16 protein-coding genes are annotated in these 20,431 nt (G+C 71.2%); 14 read left to right on the plus strand and 2 right to left on the minus strand.

The window, feature by feature from the left end:
• The first annotated feature begins 35 nt into the window (after positions 1–35).
• A complete protein-coding gene (locus ABZ794_RS03975) occupies positions 36–1,034 on the plus strand; it encodes an RNA polymerase subunit sigma-70 (protein ID WP_210781461.1) in 999 nt (332 codons plus the stop codon).
• A gap of 4 nt (positions 1,035–1,038) precedes the next feature.
• Positions 1,039–1,485, plus strand: a complete 447-nt coding sequence (locus ABZ794_RS03980; RefSeq protein ID WP_357514085.1) for a hypothetical protein — start codon at positions 1,039–1,041, stop codon at positions 1,483–1,485.
• A gap of 123 nt (positions 1,486–1,608) precedes the next feature.
• Here the strand turns inward: ABZ794_RS03980 and ABZ794_RS03985 are convergent, their stop codons facing one another.
• The gene (locus ABZ794_RS03985; protein WP_357514087.1) at positions 1,609–2,397 is read right to left on the minus strand and encodes an FCD domain-containing protein; all 789 of its coding nucleotides are present in this window, start codon (positions 2,395–2,397) and stop codon (positions 1,609–1,611) included.
• A 183-nt stretch (positions 2,398–2,580) separates the two neighbouring features.
• Here ABZ794_RS03985 and ABZ794_RS03990 point away from each other — a divergent pair, with 183 nt between their 5' ends.
• The 10 genes from ABZ794_RS03990 to ABZ794_RS04035 all read left to right on the plus strand — a co-directional run bounded on the left by ABZ794_RS03990 (position 2,581) and on the right by ABZ794_RS04035 (position 14,066).
• Positions 2,581–3,819, plus strand: a complete 1,239-nt coding sequence (locus ABZ794_RS03990; protein ID WP_357514089.1) for a sugar ABC transporter substrate-binding protein — start codon at positions 2,581–2,583, stop codon at positions 3,817–3,819.
• Positions 3,820–3,894: 75 nt separating this feature from the next.
• A complete protein-coding gene (locus tag ABZ794_RS03995; protein ID WP_357514091.1) occupies positions 3,895–4,848 on the plus strand; it encodes a sugar ABC transporter permease in 954 nt (317 codons plus the stop codon).
• The gene (locus ABZ794_RS04000; protein WP_238683956.1) at positions 4,845–5,660 is read left to right on the plus strand and encodes a carbohydrate ABC transporter permease; all 816 of its coding nucleotides are present in this window, start codon (positions 4,845–4,847) and stop codon (positions 5,658–5,660) included. The genes ABZ794_RS03995 and ABZ794_RS04000 overlap by 4 nt, the downstream gene beginning before the upstream one ends.
• A gap of 7 nt (positions 5,661–5,667) precedes the next feature.
• Positions 5,668–6,816: a galactonate dehydratase gene (gene dgoD / locus ABZ794_RS04005; RefSeq protein ID WP_210781457.1), complete on the plus strand. Its 1,149-nt coding sequence runs from the start codon at positions 5,668–5,670 to the stop codon at positions 6,814–6,816.
• A 31-nt stretch (positions 6,817–6,847) separates the two neighbouring features.
• Complete coding sequence (manD, locus tag ABZ794_RS04010) at positions 6,848–8,077, plus strand: D-mannonate dehydratase ManD (protein ID WP_210781456.1); 1,230 nt, start codon at positions 6,848–6,850, stop codon at positions 8,075–8,077.
• Positions 8,067–8,657: a gluconokinase gene (locus ABZ794_RS04015; RefSeq protein WP_210781455.1), complete on the plus strand. Its 591-nt coding sequence runs from the start codon at positions 8,067–8,069 to the stop codon at positions 8,655–8,657. Before manD ends, ABZ794_RS04015 begins: the two co-directional genes overlap by 11 nt.
• Before the next feature lie 54 nt (positions 8,658–8,711).
• Positions 8,712–10,418 (plus strand): ABC transporter ATP-binding protein, encoded by a 1,707-nt coding sequence (locus ABZ794_RS04020; RefSeq protein WP_357514094.1) that lies wholly within the window; start codon positions 8,712–8,714, stop codon positions 10,416–10,418.
• Entirely contained in the window at positions 10,415–12,241 is a 1,827-nt protein-coding gene (locus ABZ794_RS04025) for an ABC transporter ATP-binding protein (RefSeq protein ID WP_238689975.1), read from the plus strand. Before ABZ794_RS04020 ends, ABZ794_RS04025 begins: the two co-directional genes overlap by 4 nt.
• A 170-nt stretch (positions 12,242–12,411) precedes the next feature.
• The gene (locus tag ABZ794_RS04030; RefSeq protein WP_238689976.1) at positions 12,412–12,990 is read left to right on the plus strand and encodes a sigma-70 family RNA polymerase sigma factor; all 579 of its coding nucleotides are present in this window, start codon (positions 12,412–12,414) and stop codon (positions 12,988–12,990) included.
• Between the two features lie 17 nt (positions 12,991–13,007).
• A complete protein-coding gene (locus ABZ794_RS04035; RefSeq protein WP_357514097.1) occupies positions 13,008–14,066 on the plus strand; it encodes a beta-eliminating lyase-related protein in 1,059 nt (352 codons plus the stop codon).
• 150 nt (positions 14,067–14,216) lie between these two features.
• Here the strand turns inward: ABZ794_RS04035 and ABZ794_RS04040 are convergent, their stop codons facing one another.
• Positions 14,217–19,679, minus strand: coding sequence for a carboxyl transferase domain-containing protein (locus ABZ794_RS04040; protein WP_357514099.1), 5,463 nt, complete (start codon positions 19,677–19,679; stop codon positions 14,217–14,219).
• 326 nt (positions 19,680–20,005) lie between these two features.
• Here ABZ794_RS04040 and ABZ794_RS04045 point away from each other — a divergent pair, with 326 nt between their 5' ends.
• Both ABZ794_RS04045 and ABZ794_RS04050 read left to right on the plus strand, forming a co-directional pair.
• Complete coding sequence (locus tag ABZ794_RS04045) at positions 20,006–20,230, plus strand: hypothetical protein (RefSeq protein ID WP_210781450.1); 225 nt, start codon at positions 20,006–20,008, stop codon at positions 20,228–20,230.
• Positions 20,230–20,397 carry a phosphodiester glycosidase family protein gene (locus ABZ794_RS04050; RefSeq protein ID WP_210781449.1) on the plus strand — a complete coding sequence of 56 codons (168 nt, stop codon included), beginning with the start codon at positions 20,230–20,232 and terminating at the stop codon, positions 20,395–20,397. Before ABZ794_RS04045 ends, ABZ794_RS04050 begins: the two co-directional genes overlap by 1 nt.
• The last annotated feature ends 34 nt before the right edge of the window (positions 20,398–20,431 follow it).

The raw sequence follows: 20,431 nt of genomic DNA on the forward strand, positions 1-20,431 counted from the left end.
TAGGACAGGACATGACGAGGCGGAAGGATGACGCGATGAGTGCGGACACGCGGCTGGAGGAGCTGGGCGTGAGCGGTCTGAGCGAGGTCGACGAGCCGGCGTTCTCGGGGCTGGCGCAGCGGCACCGGCGGGAACTGCACGTGCACTGCTACCGGATGCTCGGATCGTTCGAGGACGCCGAGGACACCGTGCAGGAGACGTTCCTGCGTGCCTGGCGGCGGCGGGAGACGTTCGAGGGGCGGTCGACGTTCCGGGCCTGGCTGTACCGGATCGCCACCAACGCCTGCCTCGACCTGCTCGCCAAGCGCCGCCCGCAGCCGGCGACCGGCGGCGAGGTGCTGTGGTTGCAGCCCTACCCGGACCGGCTGCTCGACGAGCTGCCCGCGGGCGACGCGGACGAGCCGGAGACCGTCGCCGTGGCGCGGGAGACGATCGAGCTGGCGTACCTGGTCGCGGTCCAGCATCTCGCGCCGCGTCCGCGGGCCGTGCTGATCCTGCGGGACGTGCTCGGCTGGCCGGCGAAGGACGTCGCGGACCTGCTCGGCGACTCGGTCAACTCGGTCAACAGTGCCTTGCAGCGGGCTCGCGCCGGCATGCGGGAGCACCTGCCCGCCGAGCGGCAGGACTGGACCGGCGGCGAGGAGGACGCCGGCACGCGCGAGCTGGTGCGCCGCTTCACCGACGCCAGTGTGGCCACGAACGTCGACGTGCTCGCTGGCATGCTGCGCGACGACGTCCGCTGCTCGATGCCGCCCACGCCGGGCCTGCACGTCGGCCGAGACGCGGTGGTGAACAGTTGGGTCGAGGATGGCTTCGACGGCATGACGGGCCTGCGCGGGGTTCCCACCTCGGTGAACCGTCAGCCCGCCGTCGCCTTCTACCACTGGCGGAAGCAGGAGGGCGCGTACCTGCCGCTGACGATCGACGTCCTGCGCGTCACCGGCGGCAGAATCACCGAGATATTCACCTTCCACGACGACCAGTTCCCGCGGCTCGGGCTGCCGGAGCGCCTGCCGGCGGACGGCACGGAGTAGTCCGGTGTGGACGCTCACGCTGCGCGGTGGCGCGCGTGCCGCGGTGGTCACGGCGGAGTGGTACGACGCGTTCGGTGTCATCACCAGTGGCCGGGTCCAGCTGGAGCTGCGCGACGGAGAGCCCGGGCCGGTCCTCGGACGCGATGCCGGGTTCTGGTTGCGCGGCACCGGCGTCCGCGCGCTGCGCAACCCCGGCCGTCGTACGGCGAGAGCGCGTGTCTTCACGCCCGGTGCCGTCACACGCCAGTCGACACATCCCGTACGCCAGGCTCCAGATGAGGGAGACGACATGACCAGCACGAAGGACATCGAGATCGTCGCCGGCCCGGCATCGGAGCGACCCAGCCACAACCACCGGTTCGGCGGGCTCGCCGGTACCGGCTTGGTAGCCACGCTCGCGGCGGTGATGATCGCCGCCCTGGCACGGAGCCTCCCTGCCAGGACAGACTGACGAACCACATCCGGCCGCCTCGCCGGTAATCCAACAATTCGAGCTGGCGGCTATGCCACAGAAACTACAGGAGGGCTGGCACCACGAGCCGGCCCTCCTGTGGCTACGTGATCCATGGCCCGCTCATCGGCTGGTCGTCGGACCGCCATCCGTGCTTGAGTCAGGTAGAGCGGTCTGCTCCCACAGCGACTTCATCTCGTCGAAGGCCTGCTCCATCAGCTGCACCATCGCCTGCCGGGCCCGCTCCCCGTCGCGCCGCTGGATCGCCTGGGCGACGTCGGCGTGCATCTGGAGAGCCTGCTCGTGCGGGTGGTGCGGCATGAGGTGGTGCTTGTGCCGGCCGGTGAGCACCTCCGCGACCAGCTCCTGGAGCCGGACGAACATCTCGTTGCCGGAGGCGAGCAGGACGCGCCGGTGAAACTCGATGTCGAGGTGCAGGAACCGCTCCTCGTCGCCGGCCTCGCCGGCGGCCCACATCTTCGCCGCCAGCCCGACGAGGTCGCTCGCCTCGTCACGGCCGATCCGGCTGGCGGCCAGGTAGGCCGCGTGCGGCTCGACGGCGGTGCGCAGCTCGGTGATCGAGCGGAGCTGGGCCATCCGGCCGGCCGAGGCGAGACGCCAACGGATCACCTGCGGGTCGAAGACGTTCCACGCGCTCGCGGGTCGGATCATCACCCCTACCCGTCGGCGCGCCTCGATGAATCCGATCGAGGCCAGCACCCGTAGCACCTCGCGGACGACCGAGCGGGACACGGCGTACCGGTCGACCAGCTCGTCGATGTTGAGGACCGATCCGGGTGCCAGCTCGCCGCCACAGATGGCGGTGCCGAGGTGTTCGAGGACGCGCGCGTGCAGCCCGGAGTCGGCGGGGCGGGCCGGAGCGGCTGCAACCTCTGGTGAGGACGGTTCCACTCAAAGATCATATCATTTGCATCTACCTCTTGAGGTAATCAGCTTTTTCGGCCTAGCATCCGGATGTTAAGCGGATGTAACGCCGAGGTAGCGGCTCTCTCGGGGGCGGCGGCCACGACAGAAGGAGAGACAAGCGTGCGACGTCGATCGATAATCGGCACTTCTCTGGCTGTGGTCGCCGCCATGAGCCTGACCGCCTGCGGCGGCGACGACGGCGGCGAGGGCTCGAAGACCGTTCGCGTGACACTGGTCAACCACGTGTGGACAGAGAACATCAAGAAGGTCCTGCCGGAGTTCGAGAAGCAGTCCGGCCTCACTGTCGAAGTCACCCAGCTCGGTGAGGACCAGCTCTCCGACCAGTACAACGTCAAGCTGAACGCCGGGTCCGACGACCTCGACGTGATGATGTACCGGCCCCTTCAGGAGGGAAAGCTGTTCGGCAAGAACAAGTACCTCGCCGACCTGAGCGAGAAGGTCAAGTCCGACAGCGCCTTCGAGTTCGCTGACTTCCAGGCCGAGCCCGTGCAGGCGACGACCTATGAGGACAAGGTCGTCGGGCTGCCGATCATCACCGAGCAGGAGGTCCTCTACTACCGCAAGGACCTGCTGACGAAGTCCGGCTTCACAGCGCCGCCCAAGACCCTCGACGAGCTCAAGGCGCAGGCCGCGAAGATCGAGGCCGACAACCCGGGCGTCGCCGGCTTCGTCGCTCGTACCGGCAAGGCCGCCGCCGTCACCCAGTTCTCCAGCTTTCTCTTCAGCTTCGGCGGCGACTTCGTGGACGCCAGCGGGAAGGCCACCGTCAACACCGAGCAGGCCAAGCAGGCGTACGCCTACTACGGCGGACTGCTCAGGGACCACGGCCCGGAGAACATCAGCACCGACATGAGCTGGTCGGAGGCGATGGCGATCTTCACGCAGGGCAAGGCCGCCTTCTACACCGAGGCCAACTCGCTCTACAAGAACGCCACCGACCCGACCAAGTCCAAGGTCGTCGACTCCGTCGGCTTCGCACCCTTCCCGGCCGGCCCGGCCGGATCGAAGCCGTACAACATCCCGTCCTGGGCGCTGGGTGTGAACGACAGCTCGGAGAACAAGGACAACGCCTGGAAGTTCATCCAGTGGGCCGCCGGCAAGGAGCAGGCGCTGGCGCAGCAGACGGCCGGCGTACCCGGTGCCCGTACCTCGGTCTGGGCGAACCCCGCGAGCACCGCGACCCTGCCGAAGGACCTGGCCGAGGCCAACACGGTCAGCACCGCCAATGGCGTCGGGCACGACCGTCCGCTGGTGGTCAAGGTGGCCCAGGCGCGGGAGATCGTCGGCCAGCCGATCGTGGACGCGATCACCGGCAAGGACGCCGCCAGTTCGGCGGACGCGGCGAACGCGGCGTTCCAGAAGTTCCTCGACGACGAGGCGAAGTAACCCACGCGCCGGGCGGCGGGGCCGACCGGCTCCGCCGCCTCGCCGGGACCTGACCCCTCCAACCCGGAGATCTCAATGTCAGCCGTTCTCACCCCCCGTACCGATTCGCCCGAGGTCCCCGCGGCGTCAGTGGACACGACGTCGGCCTGGTCGCGTTGGGCCAACGAACACCGCAAGTGGCTCTTCGCGGCACCCGCCATGGCGTTCGTCGCCGTGCTCATCATCTTTCCGGTGGCGTGGACCGGGTACCTGAGCCTGACCGACGCCGAGGGTTCGGTACGCGCCGAGTCCGAGTTCATCGGCTTCCAGAACTACCTCGACGTGCTCACCGACACCGACCGGTTCTGGCCGGCGGTCTGGCGCACGGTCCTCTTCACCGGCGTCGTGCTGTTCTTCGAGGTCATTCTCGGCATGGCGATCGCCCTGCTGCTGTGGCGGCCCTTCCGTGCTGAGAAGTGGGTCCGCGTCGCGATCCTCCTGCCGCTGGTGGCCACTCCGGTGGCGGTCGGCATGATGTGGCGCCTCATCTTCGACCCCAACATCGGGATGGCGAACCAGCTGCTCGGCTGGATCGGCATCGGCCCCCAGCCCTGGCTGGCCGGCCAGAACTCGGCCCTGCCGACGACGATGTTCATCGACATCTGGCAGTGGACGCCGATGGTCGTGCTGATCCTGCTCGCCGGGCTGACCTCGCTCTCCGACGAACCCCAGGAGGCGGCTCGGATCGACGGCGCCAGCAGCTGGCAGCGGTTCCGGCACGTGACCCTCCCGCTGCTGATGCCCACGGTGATCGTCGCCATCCTGCTGCGCGGCATCGACGCGCTGAAGACGTTCGACATCCTCTACGCCACCAAGGGGCGCGGCGGCGGTTCCTTCCACGAGGTCGAGACCCTCAACGTGTACGCGTACGGGCTCAGCTTCGACTACAACGACTACGGCGTCTCGTCGACAGTCCTCATCATCTTCTTCCTGATCATCATCGGGGTGATGTGGGCCCTCACCTATCGCAAGAAGGGGCTGGGCCGATGAAGCCGAGCAAGCCGTACCGGGTGTTCCGCAACTCGGCTCTCGTCGTCGTGGTGTTCGCGCTGATGGCGCCGCTGCTCTGGATGATCGCCGCGTCTTTCAAGACCAACGTGGACATCTACGACACGGCCAAGGCGTTTGTCTTCTCGCCCAGCCTGAAGAACTACGAGACCGTTCTCCAGCAGGCGAACTACCTCGAGTTCATCGGCAACAGCCTCTGGGTGGCGTTCGCGGCCACCACGCTCTCGCTCCTGCTCGGGGTGCCCGCCGCGTACTCGATGAGCCGGTTCAGCATGAAGAAGTCCGCGCTCGTCGTGCTCATGGCCCGGGTCATCCCCGGCGTCTCGCTCCTGGTGCCCTGGTACTACGTCTTCTCGAACCTGAAGATGGTCGGCGGCTTCACAGTGCTGATCCTGAGTCACATGTTCGTGTCGCTGCCGCTGATCGTCTACATCATGATGGGTTACTTCGACGGCCTGCCGACCGAGTTGGAGGAGGCCGCGCTGGTCGACGGGCTGACCCACATCGGCGCGTTCCGGCGGATCACCCTGCCGCTGTCGGTGCCCGGCGTCGCGACCGCCGGCATCCTCTCCTTCATCTTCTCCTGGAACAACTTCATGTTCGCCCTGGTGCTCTCCGGATCCGACACCAAGACGCTCCCGGTCGCGATCTTCGACTTCGTCGGCTACGCCAGCATCGACTGGGGCGGCCTGATGGCCGCGGCGACAGTGGTCACCCTGCCGATCATGCTGATCGCCCTGTTCGTGCAGAAGTACGTCGTCTCCGGCCTCACCGCCGGTGCCACGAAGGGCTGACCGGCACATGACGACGATCGCGAAGGTGGAGACGTTCCTGGTCGCACCGCGCTGGCTGTTCGTCCGGATCGAGACGGAGTCCGGCATCGTCGGCTGGGGCGAGGCGACCTGCGAGGGCCGGTCCGAGACCGTGCGCACGGCCGTCCACCAACTCAGCGAGCTGCTCACCGGCCGGGACGCGCTGCGTATCGAGGACCACTGGCAGGTGCTGACCAAGGGTTCCTTCTACCGGGGCGGCCCGATCCTGGCCAGCGCGGTGTCCGGTCTGGACCAGGCGCTCTGGGACATCGCCGGCAAGCACTACGGCGCCCCCGTGCACCAGCTCCTCGGTGGGCCGGTCCGGGACCGGATCCGGGTCTACGGCTGGATCGGTGGTGACGAGCCCGCCGAGATCCGCGACCAGATCAGCGCCCGGATCGAGGCGGGCCTGACCGCTGTGAAGATGAACGCGTCCGGGCCGATGGGCGCGCTCGCCTCGGTCGCCGACCTCGACGCGGTGGTGCAGCGGGTGGCAGTCGCCCGTGAGGTCCTCGGCGACGATCGCGACGTCGCTGTCGACTTCCACGGTCGGTTCACCCTCGCCAACGTCCGGAGGGTCGCCCCGCTGCTGGAGCCGTACCGGCCGTTCTTCCTGGAAGAACCGGTGGTGCCGGAGAACTCTCACCTGATCGGTGAGGTCGTCCGCTGCACCACCACCCCGGTCTCGACGGGGGAGCGGCTCTACAGCCGGCAGGAGTTCCTGCCCGTGTTGCAGGCCGGCATCGCCGTGGCCCAGCCGGATCTCGCGCACGCCGGCGGCATCACCGAGGTTCGCAAGATCGCGACGTTGGCCGAGGTGTACGACGTGCAGCTCGCCCCGCACTGCCCGCTCGGGCCGATCGCCCTCGCCGCCTGCCTCCAGGTCGGCTTCGCCACACCCAACTTCCTGATCCAGGAGCAGAGCATCGGCATCCACTACAACCAGGGCGCCGAGGTGCTCGACTACTGCCTCGACCAGACCCCGCTGACCTTTGTCGACGGGTACGTGCAGCGGTTGACAGCGCCCGGTCTCGGCATCGAGATCGACGAACACGCAGTGCGGACCGCTGACAAGCGTGGGCACGCCTGGCGCAGCCCGACCTGGCGGCACCCCGACGGCTCCTACGCGGAGTGGTGAGACCCCGACCGGCGAGAACGAAAGGCACCCCGTGAAGATCGTCGCAGCAGACATCATCGTGACCAGCCCCGACCGGAACTTCGTCACCCTCAAGATCACCACTGATGAGGGCATCACCGGTCTGGGCGACGCCACGCTCAACGGCCGCGAGCTCTCCGTCGCCTCGTACCTGCGCGACCACGTCGCCCCGCTGCTGATGGGACGGGACCCGCACCGGATCGAGGACACCTGGCAGTTCCTGTACCGCTCGGCGTACTGGCGGCGGGGCCCGGTCACCATGGCGGCCATCGCCGCGGTGGACGTCGCGCTCTGGGACATCTTGGCCAAGGCCGCCGGCATGCCGCTCTACCAACTGCTGGGCGGCGCGTCGCGCACCGGCATCATGGCGTACGGGCACGCGTCGGGGCGGGACATCCCCGAGCTGTTCGACTCGATCCGCCGCCACCTCGACGAGGGCTTCCGGTCGATCCGGGTGCAGACCGCGGTGCCGGGGATCAACGCGGTCTACGGTGTGGCCGCGCAACCCAGCGCCACCGGCCAGCGCTACGACTACGAGCCCGCGCAGCGCACCCCGCTGCCCGCCGAGGAGGACTGGGACACCCGCGCGTACCTGCGCCACCTGCCGTCGGTCTTCGAGGCGGTACGCGGCGAGTTCGGCCCGGAGTTGCCGCTGCTGCACGACGGTCACCACCGAATGACCCCGATCCAGGCCGCCAAGCTCGGCAAGGCTCTCGAACCGTACGACCTGTTCTGGCTGGAGGACTGCACCCCGGCCGAGAACCAGGAGGCGCTGCGGCTGGTCCGCCAGCACACCATCACCCCGCTGGCCATCGGTGAGGTCTTCAACACCGTCTGGGACTACCAGACCCTGATCCGGGAGCAGTTGATCGACTACGTCCGGTCCGCGGTCACCCACACCGGCGGCATCACCGCCATGCGCAAGCTGCTCGACTTCGCCGCCCAGTACCAGATCAAGTCCGGCATTCACGGTCCCACCGACATCTCCCCGGTGGGCATGGCCGCGGCGCTGCACCTGGACCTGGCCATCCACAACTTCGGGATCCAGGAGTACATGAAGCACACCCCGCTGGCCAACGAGGTGTTCCGGCAGTCGTTCACCTTCACTGACGGCTACCTGCACCCGGGCGACCAACCGGGGCTCGGGGTGGAACTCGACGAGGAGGCGGCGGCCCGGTTCCCGTACGAGCCGGCGTACCTGCCGTTCAACCGGCTCAAGGACGGCACGGTTCATGACTGGTGAACGGCGCGGCGCCCGGCCCACCCGGCATGTCGTGGTGATGGGCGTCTCCGGGGCCGGCAAGACCACTGTGGCGCGTGGGATCGGCGCGGCGACGGGGCTGACGTTCGCCGAGGCGGACGAGTTCCACTCCCCGCAGAACGTGGCGCGGATGCGCTCGGGCGTACCGCTGGACGACACCACCCGGTGGCCGTGGCTGCGGGACATCGCAGGGTGGATCGCCGATCGCGGCGCGGAGGGCCGCTCGACGGTGCTGGCCTGCTCGGCGTTGAAGCGGTCGTACCGGGACGTGCTGCGTCAGGGCCCGCTCCGGGTGGACTTCGTGCACCTGGACGGGCCGGCGGAGGTCATCCGAGCCCGATTGGCCCGGCGCGAGGGGCACTACATGCCGGCCAGTCTGCTGGAGTCGCAGCTCGCCACGCTGGAACCGGCCGAGCCGGACGAGTCGGTGCTCGTCCTCGATGTCTCGCTGCCCCCGGAAGCCCTGGTCGCGGCGGCCGTCAAGGGTCTCGGTCTGCCCGCTTCGGTGCCGGTGGGGGAGCGCCGGGACCGCGCGTCCGATCCCACTTCGGGGGCATGTTAGGTTAGCCTGCCCTAATGTAGTGGAGTCTGTCGCCGTGCCCTCATCGATCCGAGCATGACAGTCGCCGAGACCACCGGTGGCGTGGTGCTCCGTCGCGCGCTGCGTCGACAGCGCGCCCGGGTGGCCGCCGGCATCGCGCTGCTCTGCACCCACCAGGCCACCGAAGCCCTCGTCCCGGTCGCCATCGGCGTGATCATCGACCGTGCGGTGGCCACCGGGGACGTCAGCGCCCTGCTGCTCTCGCTGGCCGGCCTGGCCGCCCTGTTCACAGTGCTCGCCTTCGCCTACCGGGCCGGCGCACGACTGGCGTTCGCCGCCGTCGAACACGAGGCGCACGCCACCCGGGTCGAGATCGTCAGCAGCGCCCTCGACCCGCGCGGACGGCGGTCGGGCATGCGCGACGGCGAACTGCTGTCCGTGACGGCCTCCGACGCCGAGCTGTCCGCGCTCGTCGTGCGGGTCGCGGGACTCACCGCCGCGGCGCTCACCGCCATCGTGGTCGCGGCCGTCGCGCTGCTCGTCGTCGACATCCCTCTCGGCCTCGGGGTGCTCATCGGCGTACCCCTGCTGGTCGTCGCCCTCCAGCGGATGGCGCCGCTGCTCACCCGGCGCAGCACGTCGCAACAGGAGGCGCTCGCCGCCACGACCGCCCTCGCCGTCGACCTCGTCAGCGGCCTGCGCGTGCTGCGCGGCATCGGCGCACAGGACCACGCCGCCCGCCGGTACGCGGGAGCCAGCCGGCACGCGCTCGACGTCACCCTGCGCGCCGCCACCACAAAGGGCCTGCACCTCGGGCTCACCACCACTGTCAACGGCCTCTTCCTCGCGACGGTCGCCGGAGTCGCCGGCTGGCTCGCCCTTCAGGGCCGGCTCACCATCGGCGAGCTCGTCGCCGTGGTCGGGCTGGCCCAGTTCATCGCCGAGCCGGTGCAGACGCTCGGGTACTGCGTCCAGTTGTTCGCCATGGCCCGAGCCTCCGCGGGGCGGGTCGCCCGGGTCCTCGGCGCCGCGCCGGTCGTCCAGCCGGGTGACGCCGGGCCGCCCGCCCCGAGCCCGTCCCGGCTCGTCCTCGACGGGGTCTCGTACGCGGGCCTCGACGACGTCAGCCTGCACGTCCGCGCCGGTGAGATCCTGGGTGTGCTCGCCTACGACCCGAGCGAGGCCGAGGCGCTGGTCGCTCTGCTGGCCGGCCTGGTGCCCCGCGCGGACCACCAGGGCACCGTCCGCGTCGACGGCGTGGCCGCCGACGAGCTGCACATCGACGCCGCGCGCGCCGTGGTCCTGGTCGAGCAGCATGACGTGGCGCTCTTCGAGGGGACGCTGCGCGCCAACATCAGCGCCGGCGCCTCCGTCGACGACGAGGTGCTGCGTGCCGCAGTGCGGGCCGCCGCGGCCGAGGACGTGCTCGCCGCGCACCCGCACGGGTTCGACCGCCTGCTCACCGAACGCGGGGCGAACCTCTCCGGTGGGCAGCGGCAGCGGATCGGGCTGGCGAGGGCACTGGTCGCCGACCCGCCGGTGCTGGTGCTGCACAACCCCACCACCGCTGTCGACGCGGTGACCGAGGGGTTGCTCGCCACCAGGCTGGCCGAGGCGCGCGGGGCGGGCACCCGCGGCACGGTGCTGATCACCACCAGCCCGGCGCTGCTGCGGATCACCGACCGGGTCGCGGTGATCGACCGGGGACGGATCGTCGCCGAGGGTCCGCACGAGCTGTTGCTCGCCAGCGACGCCCGCTACCGGGAGGAAACCCTGCGATGACGTCCGAGCCGATCACCCGGCACCTGCTGCCGACGGCCACCGGCCGGCAGACCTGGGCCGCCCTCCGTACCGAGCTGGCGCTCCTGCCGGGGCTCAGCGCCGTCGCCGGCACGTTGCTGATCGCCGCCGCCGCGACCGGGCTGGTCGCGCCCTGGGTCCTCGGGCGCCTCGTCGACGACGTCATCGCCGGGACCGACACGCCCCGGGTGATCGCCTGGGCCGGCGTGATCGCCGGCGCCGCCGTGCTCGCGGGGCTCCTCACCGCGGTCGGAGCGGCGGTCGCCGCGCGTCTCGGCGAGACCGTGCTGGCCCGACTCCGGGAGCGGGTCCTCGACCGGGCGCTGCACCTGCCCTCGGCCACCCTGGAACGGGCCGGGACCGGGGACCTGGTGGCCCGTGCCGGCGACGACGTGGCAGTGGTGACGAACGTGATCGCCACCAGCGGTCCTGCCTTCCTCGGCGCGCTGCTGTCTGTCGTGCTGACCGCGGCGGGGCTGTTCGCCCTCGACTGGCGGCTCGGCATCGCCGGGTTGGTCGCGGCCCCGGCGTACGCGGTGGCGCTGCGCTGGTACCTGAAGCGTTCGGTGCCGTACTACGCCCGCGAGCGGGTGGCGACGGGCGAGCGCGCGCAGGCGACGGCCGAGGCGCTGCGGGGCGCGGCCACAGTGCGCGCCTACCGGATGGAGGACGCCCACGTCGCGCGGATCGCGGAGCGCTCCGGCGTCGCCCGCGACCTGTCGCTGGAGATCTTCGGTCTCTACACCCGCTTCGGGCTGCGCATCAACCGCTCCGAGTTCGTGGGGCTCGCCGCCGTGCTGCTCGCCGGCTTCCTGCTGGTCCGCGGTGACCTGGCCACCGTCGGCGCCGCCACCACTGCCGCCCTCTACTTCCACCGCCTCTTCAACCCCATCGGCCTGCTGCTGTTCGAGTCGGACTCGGTGTTGCAGGCCGGGGCCAGCCTGGCCCGACTCGTCGGGGTCACCACCCTGCCCGACACCGCGGCCCCCGCCGGCACCGAGCCCACCCGCCATGATCGGGGCGCACCGGCGGCCCTGGAGGTGACCGTCGGGCAGCACCGTTACGACGACGGGCCGGTGGTGCTGCGGGACATCGGCCTGCGTCTCGCACCCGGGGAGCGCGTCGCCCTGGTCGGCGCGAGCGGCGCGGGCAAGAGCACCCTCGCCGGCATCATCGCGGGCATCATCGTGCCCACCGACGGCGCGGTTACCCTGCGCGGCGTGCCGCTGACACAGCTCGGCGAGCACCGCCTCCGTCGCGAGATCGCCCTGATCAGCCAGGAGGTGCACGTCTTCGCCGGGCCGCTCGCCGACGACCTGCGCCTCGCCGACCCGGATGCCACCGACGCCGAGATCGCCGCCGCCCTCGACCTCGTCGGCGCCACCGAGTGGGTGCGGACCCTGCCGGACGGCCTCACCACGGCGGTGGGGGAGGGTGGGCGGCAGCTCACCTCGGCCCAGGCCCAGCAGCTCGCCCTGGCCCGCCTCGTCCTCGCCGATCCGGCCGTCGCGGTCCTCGACGAGGCCACCGCCGAGGCGGGCAGCGCGGGCGCGCGCGACCTCGACCGCGCCGCAGTGGCGGCCACCGAGGGCCGTACCACGCTGATCGTCGCCCACCGACTCAGCCAGGCGGCCACCGCGGACCGCATCGTCGTCCTCGACCAGGGGCGCGTCGCCGAGCACGGCACGCACGCCGAACTGCTCAGGGCCGGGGGCGGGTACAGCACGCTGTGGCGCTCGTGGAGCATGCCCGACCCCGTGGTCCCGCGAGAACGCGAGAGCGCGGACCAGCCCGTCGCGAGCTGAGCGGCACCGGTTCCCGTCACCTCGGACATCCGCGAGATCAGTCGAAACGTGGAACCTCGGGAACTTTTCCGGACCGGCCGGCGACCACCAGAGTGCGCGGCCGACCGGCGGCGTTCCGACGACGACCTCTCGGCATGAAGGAGCGCCCGTGGCACACAGGACGGTGGTCTGTGCGGAACGGCGTCGCTGACGACGACCAGGTGACCCGGTGGGCGCGGGAGGCGGGCCAGGGTGACCGGCAGGCCGCCACGGCGTTCATCCGGGCACTGCAGGACCAGGTCTGGCGGTTCCTGTCGCACCTGGCCGGGCCGGGAGAGGCCGACGACCTGACCCAGGAGACGTTCCTGCGGGCGATTCGGAACCTGCCCGGCTTCGCCGGGCGATCGTCGGCCCGTACCTGGGTGTTCACCATCGCCCGGCGCGTTGCCGTGGATCACGTCCGGACGGCGGTGGCCCGGCCGAGGCTGGCGTCGGTGCCGGACTGGCAGGCGGCTGCCGAGGCCGCCGGTGCGATCACCGCCGGTGCCGACGAGGGTGTGACCCTGCACCGGTTGATCGCCGGACTGACCCCGGAGCGCCGCGAGGCGTTCGTCGCCACCCAGGTGCTCGGCCTGTCCTACGCCGAGGCGGCGGACGTCTGCCAGTGCCCCGTCGGCACGATCCGTTCCCGGGTCGCCCGGGCGCGCGAGGATCTCGTCGCCGCCTGGCAGGCCGACACCGACCCGAGCCACGGGCGACGAACCGGCTGAGGGTGGATACTGCCGCCATGAGTGTGCGGCGTTCCCTCTTTCTGCACTCGGAGCTGCGCCGTCGGCCGTACGACCTGCTGCGGTCGATGCTGGCCCAGGTCGACCCGGCCACGCCGCCGAACGGACCGGACGGGCCGGTGGCCGCACTCGAACGCCGCGTGGCATCCCTGCTCGGCACTGACGAAGCCCTGTTCTTCCCGACCGGGACGATGGCGCAGCAGGTGGCAGTGCGCATCCACGCCGACCGGCGCGGCCGGCGGGCCTTCGCCGCCCATCCGCAGTGTCACCTGGAGGTCTGGGAGCAACAGGGGTACGCCGTGGTGCACGGGCTGCGCTTCCAGCCCGTCGGCGACCGCCACCGGTTGATGACCCTGACCGATCTCGCCGCCGTCGCCGAACCGCTCGCGGCGGTGGTCTGGGAGCTGCCGCAACGCGACATCGGGGGGCTGCTGCCGGAGTGGGACGACCTCGTCGCCCAGACCGCAGCGATGCGTGAGCGCGGCGCGGCCATCCACCTCGACGGTGCGCGCCTGTGGGAGGCGCAGACGTACTACGCGCGTCCGTTCGCCGAGATCGTCGCGCTGTTCGACAGCGGGTACGTCTCGTTCTACAAGGGACTGCAAGGCGTCGGCGGTGCCGCGCTCGCCGGAGACGCCGCCCTGGTGGCCGAGGCCCGGGTGTGGCGCCGACGGCTCGGCGGCGACGTCTACGACGCCTGGCCGTTGGCGCTCACCGCGATGCACGGCCTGGACACCCTGCTGCCCCGGCTGCCGGCGCACCGGGAGCACGCGGTGGCGATCGCGGCGGCCATCAACGCCGACGGGACTGCCCGCGCCTTCCCGGACCCGCCGCAGACGCCCCTGTTCCACGTCCACCTTCCGATCGGTCCGGACGCCGCGGCGCGGGCCGCCGACGCCCTGCTCGCCGCCGACGGGGTGGAGCTGTTCGGCCGCGTACGCTCCGCGCCGGATCCGGACCGGTGCTCGTTCGAGGTGAGCGTCGGTGAGAACGCCATGGACCTCGCCCCCGACGAGGTCGTCACGCTCCTTCACGAACTGCTTCGACACGCCACCTGACCCGAGGGCTGCAGCGGCACCCCGGCTCGGACACCGCCGTCGCGCTGAACGCAGCGCTCAGCCGGACCTCGCAGCAGGGCGCCACCCGAACGGTCAGCGCCACCGGCCGCAGACCGGTGGCGCTGACGTGGTGCGGGCGTATCGACCGCTCTACCCCAGGCGGGCCTCGATGGTCTCGATGATGCGCGGACGCAGCTCGGCGGCGCGGATGACGGCGTCAACCGAGCCGACCTCGACGGCGCGGTGGATGTTGTGCACCCTGTCGAACTCCGCGGCCACCTCGCTGAGTTTCTCCGCGCGCACCGACGAGCGCAGCTCGTCGAGCTCCGCGGTCAGCGCCGCGCGTTCGGTGCCGGCCGAGGCGGCCGTGCGGGTCTCCAGGTCCCGCACCCGCGGGTCGGCAGCCGTACGAGCGTTGACGTCGGCGGAGAACACCACAGCGGCGGCGGGTGCGCCACCGAGCACCGAGGCGAACGAGCCCTCCAGCGCCAGCACCGTCATGTTCGGGTTCAGCGCCTTCGAGAACACCACGAACGCACCGCCGTGGTAGCGCGAGATGACGCAGAAGACGATGGGCCCCCGGAAGTTCACGATCGCCCGGCCGATCTCGGCGCCGTACTCCAGTTGCAGCTTGCGCATCGACTCCGGTGAGCCGTCGAAGCCGGACAGGTTCGCCAGCACGACGAGCGGCCGGTTGCCGCTGGCCGCGTTGATCGCCCGCGCGGCCTTCTTCGACGAGCGGGGGAACAGCGTGCCCGCCGTGTAGGTGTCCGGGCCGTCGGTGGGCGGGAAGCCGTGCCGGGGCACCGACCGGGACTCGATGCCGAGCAGGCAGACCGGGATGCCACCGAGGTGGACGTCCTGCACGACAGCGGTGTCCGCGTCCGCCATGCCGGCCCAGCGCTCCAGCACCGGGTGGTCCTGGTCGGAGAGGGCCCGCATCACCGTACGGATGTCGAACGGCTTCTTGCGGTCCGGGTTGGACTCGACGGAGAAGATCTCCCCGACGGTGGCGAAGGAGCTGCCCGCCACGTCGTGCGGGAAGCCGGAGATGTCGCGGTCGACCGGGTCGGTGGTGACCGCCCGCCGGGGCGCGTCCTCGCCGGGCGCGACGTACGTGTGGTCGTAGTGCGCCATCACCACGTCCCGCGCGGCCGTCAGGTTCGGCGCCCAGTACTGCGCCTGCCCGTTCGGCCCCATCACCCGGTCGTAGCCGCCGATGCCGAAGTTGTCCTCAGCCGACACACCACCGGAGAAGTCGAGCGACTGCTTGCCGGTGAGCACCATCGCCGAGTCGGGCGTCATCACCAGGATGCCCTTGGTGTGCATGAGCATCGTCGCCTCGGCGTTCCAGTACGGCTGCGCGCCGACGTTGATGCCCGCGACCACGATGTTGATCTCACCGCCGGCCTGGGTGAACTCGACGATCCGCTTGAGCGCCGCTGCCACCCAGTCCATGTTCTCCGTACCGGAGGTCATCGAGATCCGGGCCCCGGCGGACAGCGCCCACCACTCCAGCGGCACCTGCATCCGCTCGGCCAGGTCCAGTGCGGCGATCACGCGCCGGCACTCCGGCTCCGACAGGGCACCCAGCGACTTCGTCGGGTCGCCGAGCAGCACCACCCGGGTGACACCCTGGGGGTAGCGCTCGGTCGGCGTCGTGACGACTCCGGCGACGATGGCGGCGCTGTTGCGGCCCTTCGGCCGGTCCACCGGCACCAACACGTGGTCGTCGTCGAGGTCGTGCTCGACGAAGGCGCCGAGGCGGCCGGTCAGCTCGTACGGGTACACGGTGTTGCGGCTGCTGGCCCGCAGCACCTTGAGCCGGTACTCGTCGAGCGGCTCGAGCGGCTCGACCGGCGGCTCCCCGACGGCCAGTTCGGCGCCGCCCGCGGCGTCGAACGAGATCCGTACGGCGATCCTGGTCAGCTCGCCGGTCCGGCGGTCGCGCTGGCGCGCGATGAACAGGATCTCCTCCAGGCCGGCGCCCGCGGTCGTCGGGCGGACCCGCCCGGCGATCATCTCCATCTCCTCGCGGGTCAGCTCGCTCGGCGGCCACACGTAGACCACGATGCGGTTGGTGTTGAAGCGCGTCTTCGACGGCCGCCGCGACTGGGCGCGGCGGATCGAGTCGAGGCAGGCGGCGATGGCGTCCTCGGTCGTCGGCAGCGCGACCAGGCGGCCGTCCTGCTCGCGAAGCTCGGTCAGGTCACGCACCTGGGCGAACGCGACGAGGCGCTCGTCGGCCCGGTTCTCCCGGGCCACGCACTGGAAGAGGTAGACCTCCTCGTCCGACGACGGCAGCCGGGTCAGGTCGAACTTGTGCAGCCGCTCCAGCTGCATGCGCTGCGCGATGTACGGGTGCAGCCCACGGATCAGCCGGTCCTCGGTCAACTGGGCGCCCGACGGGCGGAAGGTGAAGTGGTGGTGCATCACCGCTCCGCCGCGACCCGCGACTGTGGTGGTGACCCGACGGACCTGGGGTGGCAGCGGGTGCGCGGCGATGACCTCGGCCAGCGCGGCAGCCATCGCGTCGAAGTCCTCCGGCTGGTTCTCCCAGCCGAGGTAGATGTCGGCGTCCACGGCGTCCTCGCCGGTGGCCAGCTCGGCCAGCCCGCGCAGGGCGCTGCCCAGCGCGTCGAAGCTGACCGCGGCGGAGACCACGCTGGAGTCGGCGCGCTCGGCGACCACGAACGTGCAGCCCGCGACCTCGCGGGTACGCACGCTGGTGAGCGACCGGTTGCCGTAGTACCGCCGGGTCAGCACCTCCAACATGACCGCGTTGTCGAGGTGGTCGCGGACGAGCCGCTGGCCGAGCAGCCGGACCAGCGGCTCGGTGCTGCGCACCATCTCGGCGACACGCTCGCCGCGGTCCGGGGCGTCCGGGTGCGCGTCGAGGTGCCGCAGGTGCCCACGGACCTCGGCGTAGACGCGGGCGCGGTTGCGGCGCAGCAGTGGCTGGGCGAACCAGGCGAACACCACGCCGCGGGCGAGGTCCGCGACCACTGGGAAGCGGACCTGCGTCGCGGCGATCAGCCGCTCCAGCGCGAGGCCGACCGGCTCGCGCAGCGTCTCGTCCGGCGGGGTCTCCCGCAGCCATGCGCGCAGCAGCGCCGCGATGACCTGTGCGTCCGCGGAGGCGCGCTGCTGGGCGAGGAAGATCCGGAAGACGGCGGCTTCGAGGGCGGGGGTGCGGTCCAGGTCGGTGACGCCGTACCGGCCGAGCGCCTTGCCGAGCCTGGTCTGGAAGGCGTCCGGCAGCCCGGCCCGCTCGACGTCGAGGCTCTGCAGGTAGGTGTGGAAGTACTCCCGGGCGCTGTGCACGTGGGCGGCGCCGCCGTCCTCGCCGGTCGGCCGGTTGCGGCTCAGTTCGGCGAGATCGGCGAACACCTCGATGAGGTCGAGTTCGGCGGCCAGGGGCCGCTGACCGGCTTCGGTGGCCGTCCGCCGCGCGGTGAGGTAGTCGTCGAGCACCCGGCGGTCGTCGTGCGGGTCGACGTCGAAGCCGAGCAGCAGACCCCGCAGGTCCTCCTGGCCGCGCCTGCTGCGCTCGTACGCCGGGATGTCCGTGGTGGCGGTGGGCAGGTCCAGTTCGACGGTCTCGGTGCTCGGGTCGTCAGCGGTCTCCTCGGCGTCGTCCGCGAGCGGCTCCAGGCGCAGCAGCGGCGCACCGGCCTCCACCTGGCTGCCCACCGACACGGCGCACTCCTTGAGCCGCGCCTTGAACGGCGCCCGCAGCACCGTCTCCATCTTCATCGCTTCCAGCACCAGCACCGGCGCGCCCGCCTCGACCTCCGCGCCGACCTCCAGTGGTGTGGCGACGACCAGCGCGGGCATCGGGGAACGCAGGACGCCACCCTCGTCCCGGCTGACCCGGTGCGTCACGCCGTCCACCTCGACCAGGTGGGTCGGCCCGTACGTGCCGGTGAGCAGGCGGTAGCGGATGCCGTTGACGACGATCTGCCCGGTGTGCCGGTCGAAGCGGTCGAGTTCGACGTCGGCGGTGCGCACGACGGGGCCGGTCTCGATGCCGACCCGGAACCGGTGCGCGCCGACCCGTCCCACCCGGGTGCGGTAGCTGACGCCGCGCAGCTTGAGGTCCAACGGTCGGCCGCTGGCGTGCTGCACCTGCGGGCGCCCGCCGGCCGCCGTCGACAGCAGCCGCTGCCGCTCGACGCGCTCCTCCTCCTCGTACGCCTCGATGGCGGCGGCGGCCAGGGCGACAGCGGAGTGACGGTGGGTGACGAGGCGGCCCTCGCCGCGGACGCGGTCGATCCAGCCGGTGTCCGCGCTGGCGTCGATGACCTCGGGCTGGTCGAGCAGGTCGAGCACGAAGCTCTTGTTCGTCGCCCCACCTTCAATGATCACCGTGGTGTTCGCCATCGCCCGGCGCAGCCTGCCGAGCGCCTCGTCGCGGTCACGGCCGTACGCGATGATCTTCGCGATCATCGAGTCGAAGTCGGCAGGGATGGTGTCACCCTCGCTGACGCCGGTGTCCACCCGGATGCCGGGGCCGCTGGGCAGGTCCAGCCGGGCGATGCGGCCGGGGGACGGGGCGAAGTCGCGGTCGGGGTCCTCGGCGTTGAGCCGCGCCTCGATGGCGTGCCCGCGCTCGGCCGGCGGCGCACCTTCGAGTCGCCCGCCGGCGGCGACGTGCAGCTGCGCCTTGACCAGGTCGAACCCGGTGGTCAGCTCGGTGATCGGGTGCTCGACCTGGAGGCGGGTGTTGACCTCGAGGAAGGCGAACAACCGGTCCCCGGGGTGGTAGAGGAACTCGACGGTCGCCGCGCCTCGGTAACCGACAGCCACGGCGAGGCGCTCGGCCGACGTCTTCAGCTCGGCGGCCTGCGCCGGGTCGAGCACCGGCGACGCCGACTCCTCGATGACCTTCTGGTTGCGTCGTTGCACCGAGCAGTCGCGGACACCGAGCGCCCACGCGGTGCCCTGCCCGTCGGCGATCACCTGGACCTCGACGTGCCGAGCCCCGGTGACCAGGCGCTCCAGGAACACGATGCCGCTGCCGAACGCCCGTGCCGCTTCCTGGCTGGTGCGCTCGTACGCGTCGACCAGCTCGGCTTCGTTCCTGATCACGCGGATGCCGCGCCCGCCGCCGCCGGCGGTCGCCTTCAGCATCAGCGGGTAGCCGACCTCGGCTGCCGAGGCCCGGGCGGCGGCGAGGGTCTCGACGGCGCCGCGGCTCCACGGCGCGACCGGCACGCCGACCTCCTCGGCGATCAGCTTCGAGCCGATCTTGTCGCCGAGTTGGCGCATGGCGTCCGCGCTCGGCCCGACGAAGGTGACGCCGATCTTCTCGCACAGCTCGGCGAACGCCGGATCCTCGGCGACGAAGCCCCAGCCGACCCACGCGGCGTCGGCACCGGTCTCGGTCAGGGCGCGCTCCAGCACCGCCAGGTTGAGGTACGGGCGGGCGGACGCCGGGCCGAGATCGTAGGCAATGTCCGCTTCATGGACAAATGTGGCGTTTCGGTCGACATCGGTGTAGAGAGCCACGGTTTCGAGCTGGATGCCGGTCTCCGCGGCCAGCTCGCGGACCGCGTGGATGAGCCGCATGGCAGCTTCACCACGGTTGACGATGGCGACACGGTTGAACACCCGAAGAACCCCTTAGCTAGACCTCGACCTGCGTGCCGGGAGACGACGGCTCCCAGCAGTGATCACCTTTCCGCGTGGCGGCGGCCAGCGCTATGGCGCAACCACCGAACCCACCGTCCCTCAGTTGTAGGAAATGCACAAAACTTTTTGGCACACCCGGAGACGTGCTGACCCGATCCGGCCACTTCGGCAGTTGATCAAGACGGTGCGGGCGGTTCACGTCCGGATGATCGGCTGACCAGGAAGATCATCGCCGGCCCGGTCAACCGCCGGCCCGGCTCGACCATCCCGGCCCAGGCCAGGAACGCACCAGGAAAGGAGCGGCAATGAGGGCACTGCACCTCGTGCGCCCACGTCTGGCGCTGCTGCTCGCGGCGGGACTCACCGCGCTCGTCACGCCGGCCGGCGTCGCCCACGCCGCGACCGCCACCGTACCCGCGACGGGCACCCCGATCACCATCACCTCGACCGCGCAGCTCGCCCCCGGCGTCACGTACGGCTCGTTCGCGCGGCCAGCGCCGGGTTCACGATCGCCGAACTGGCCGACCTGATGCGCTCGTTCGGCGCGGACGCCGCCGTGAACCTCGACGGCGGCGGGTCGAGCACCGTCGCCGTCCGCGAGCCGGGCCAGACCGCGGCCACCGCCCGCAACAGCCCGTCCGACGGTACGGAGCGTCTGGTCGCCAACGGCATCGGCATCTTCGTGGGCAAGCACTGATCGGTGTCCCCATTCGAATTCGCCCCGCCCGGTG

The sequence above is a fragment of the Micromonospora sp. NPDC047187 genome, assembly GCF_040643355.1.
Taxonomy (GTDB): Bacteria; Actinomycetota; Actinomycetes; order Mycobacteriales; family Micromonosporaceae; genus Micromonospora; species Micromonospora salmantinae.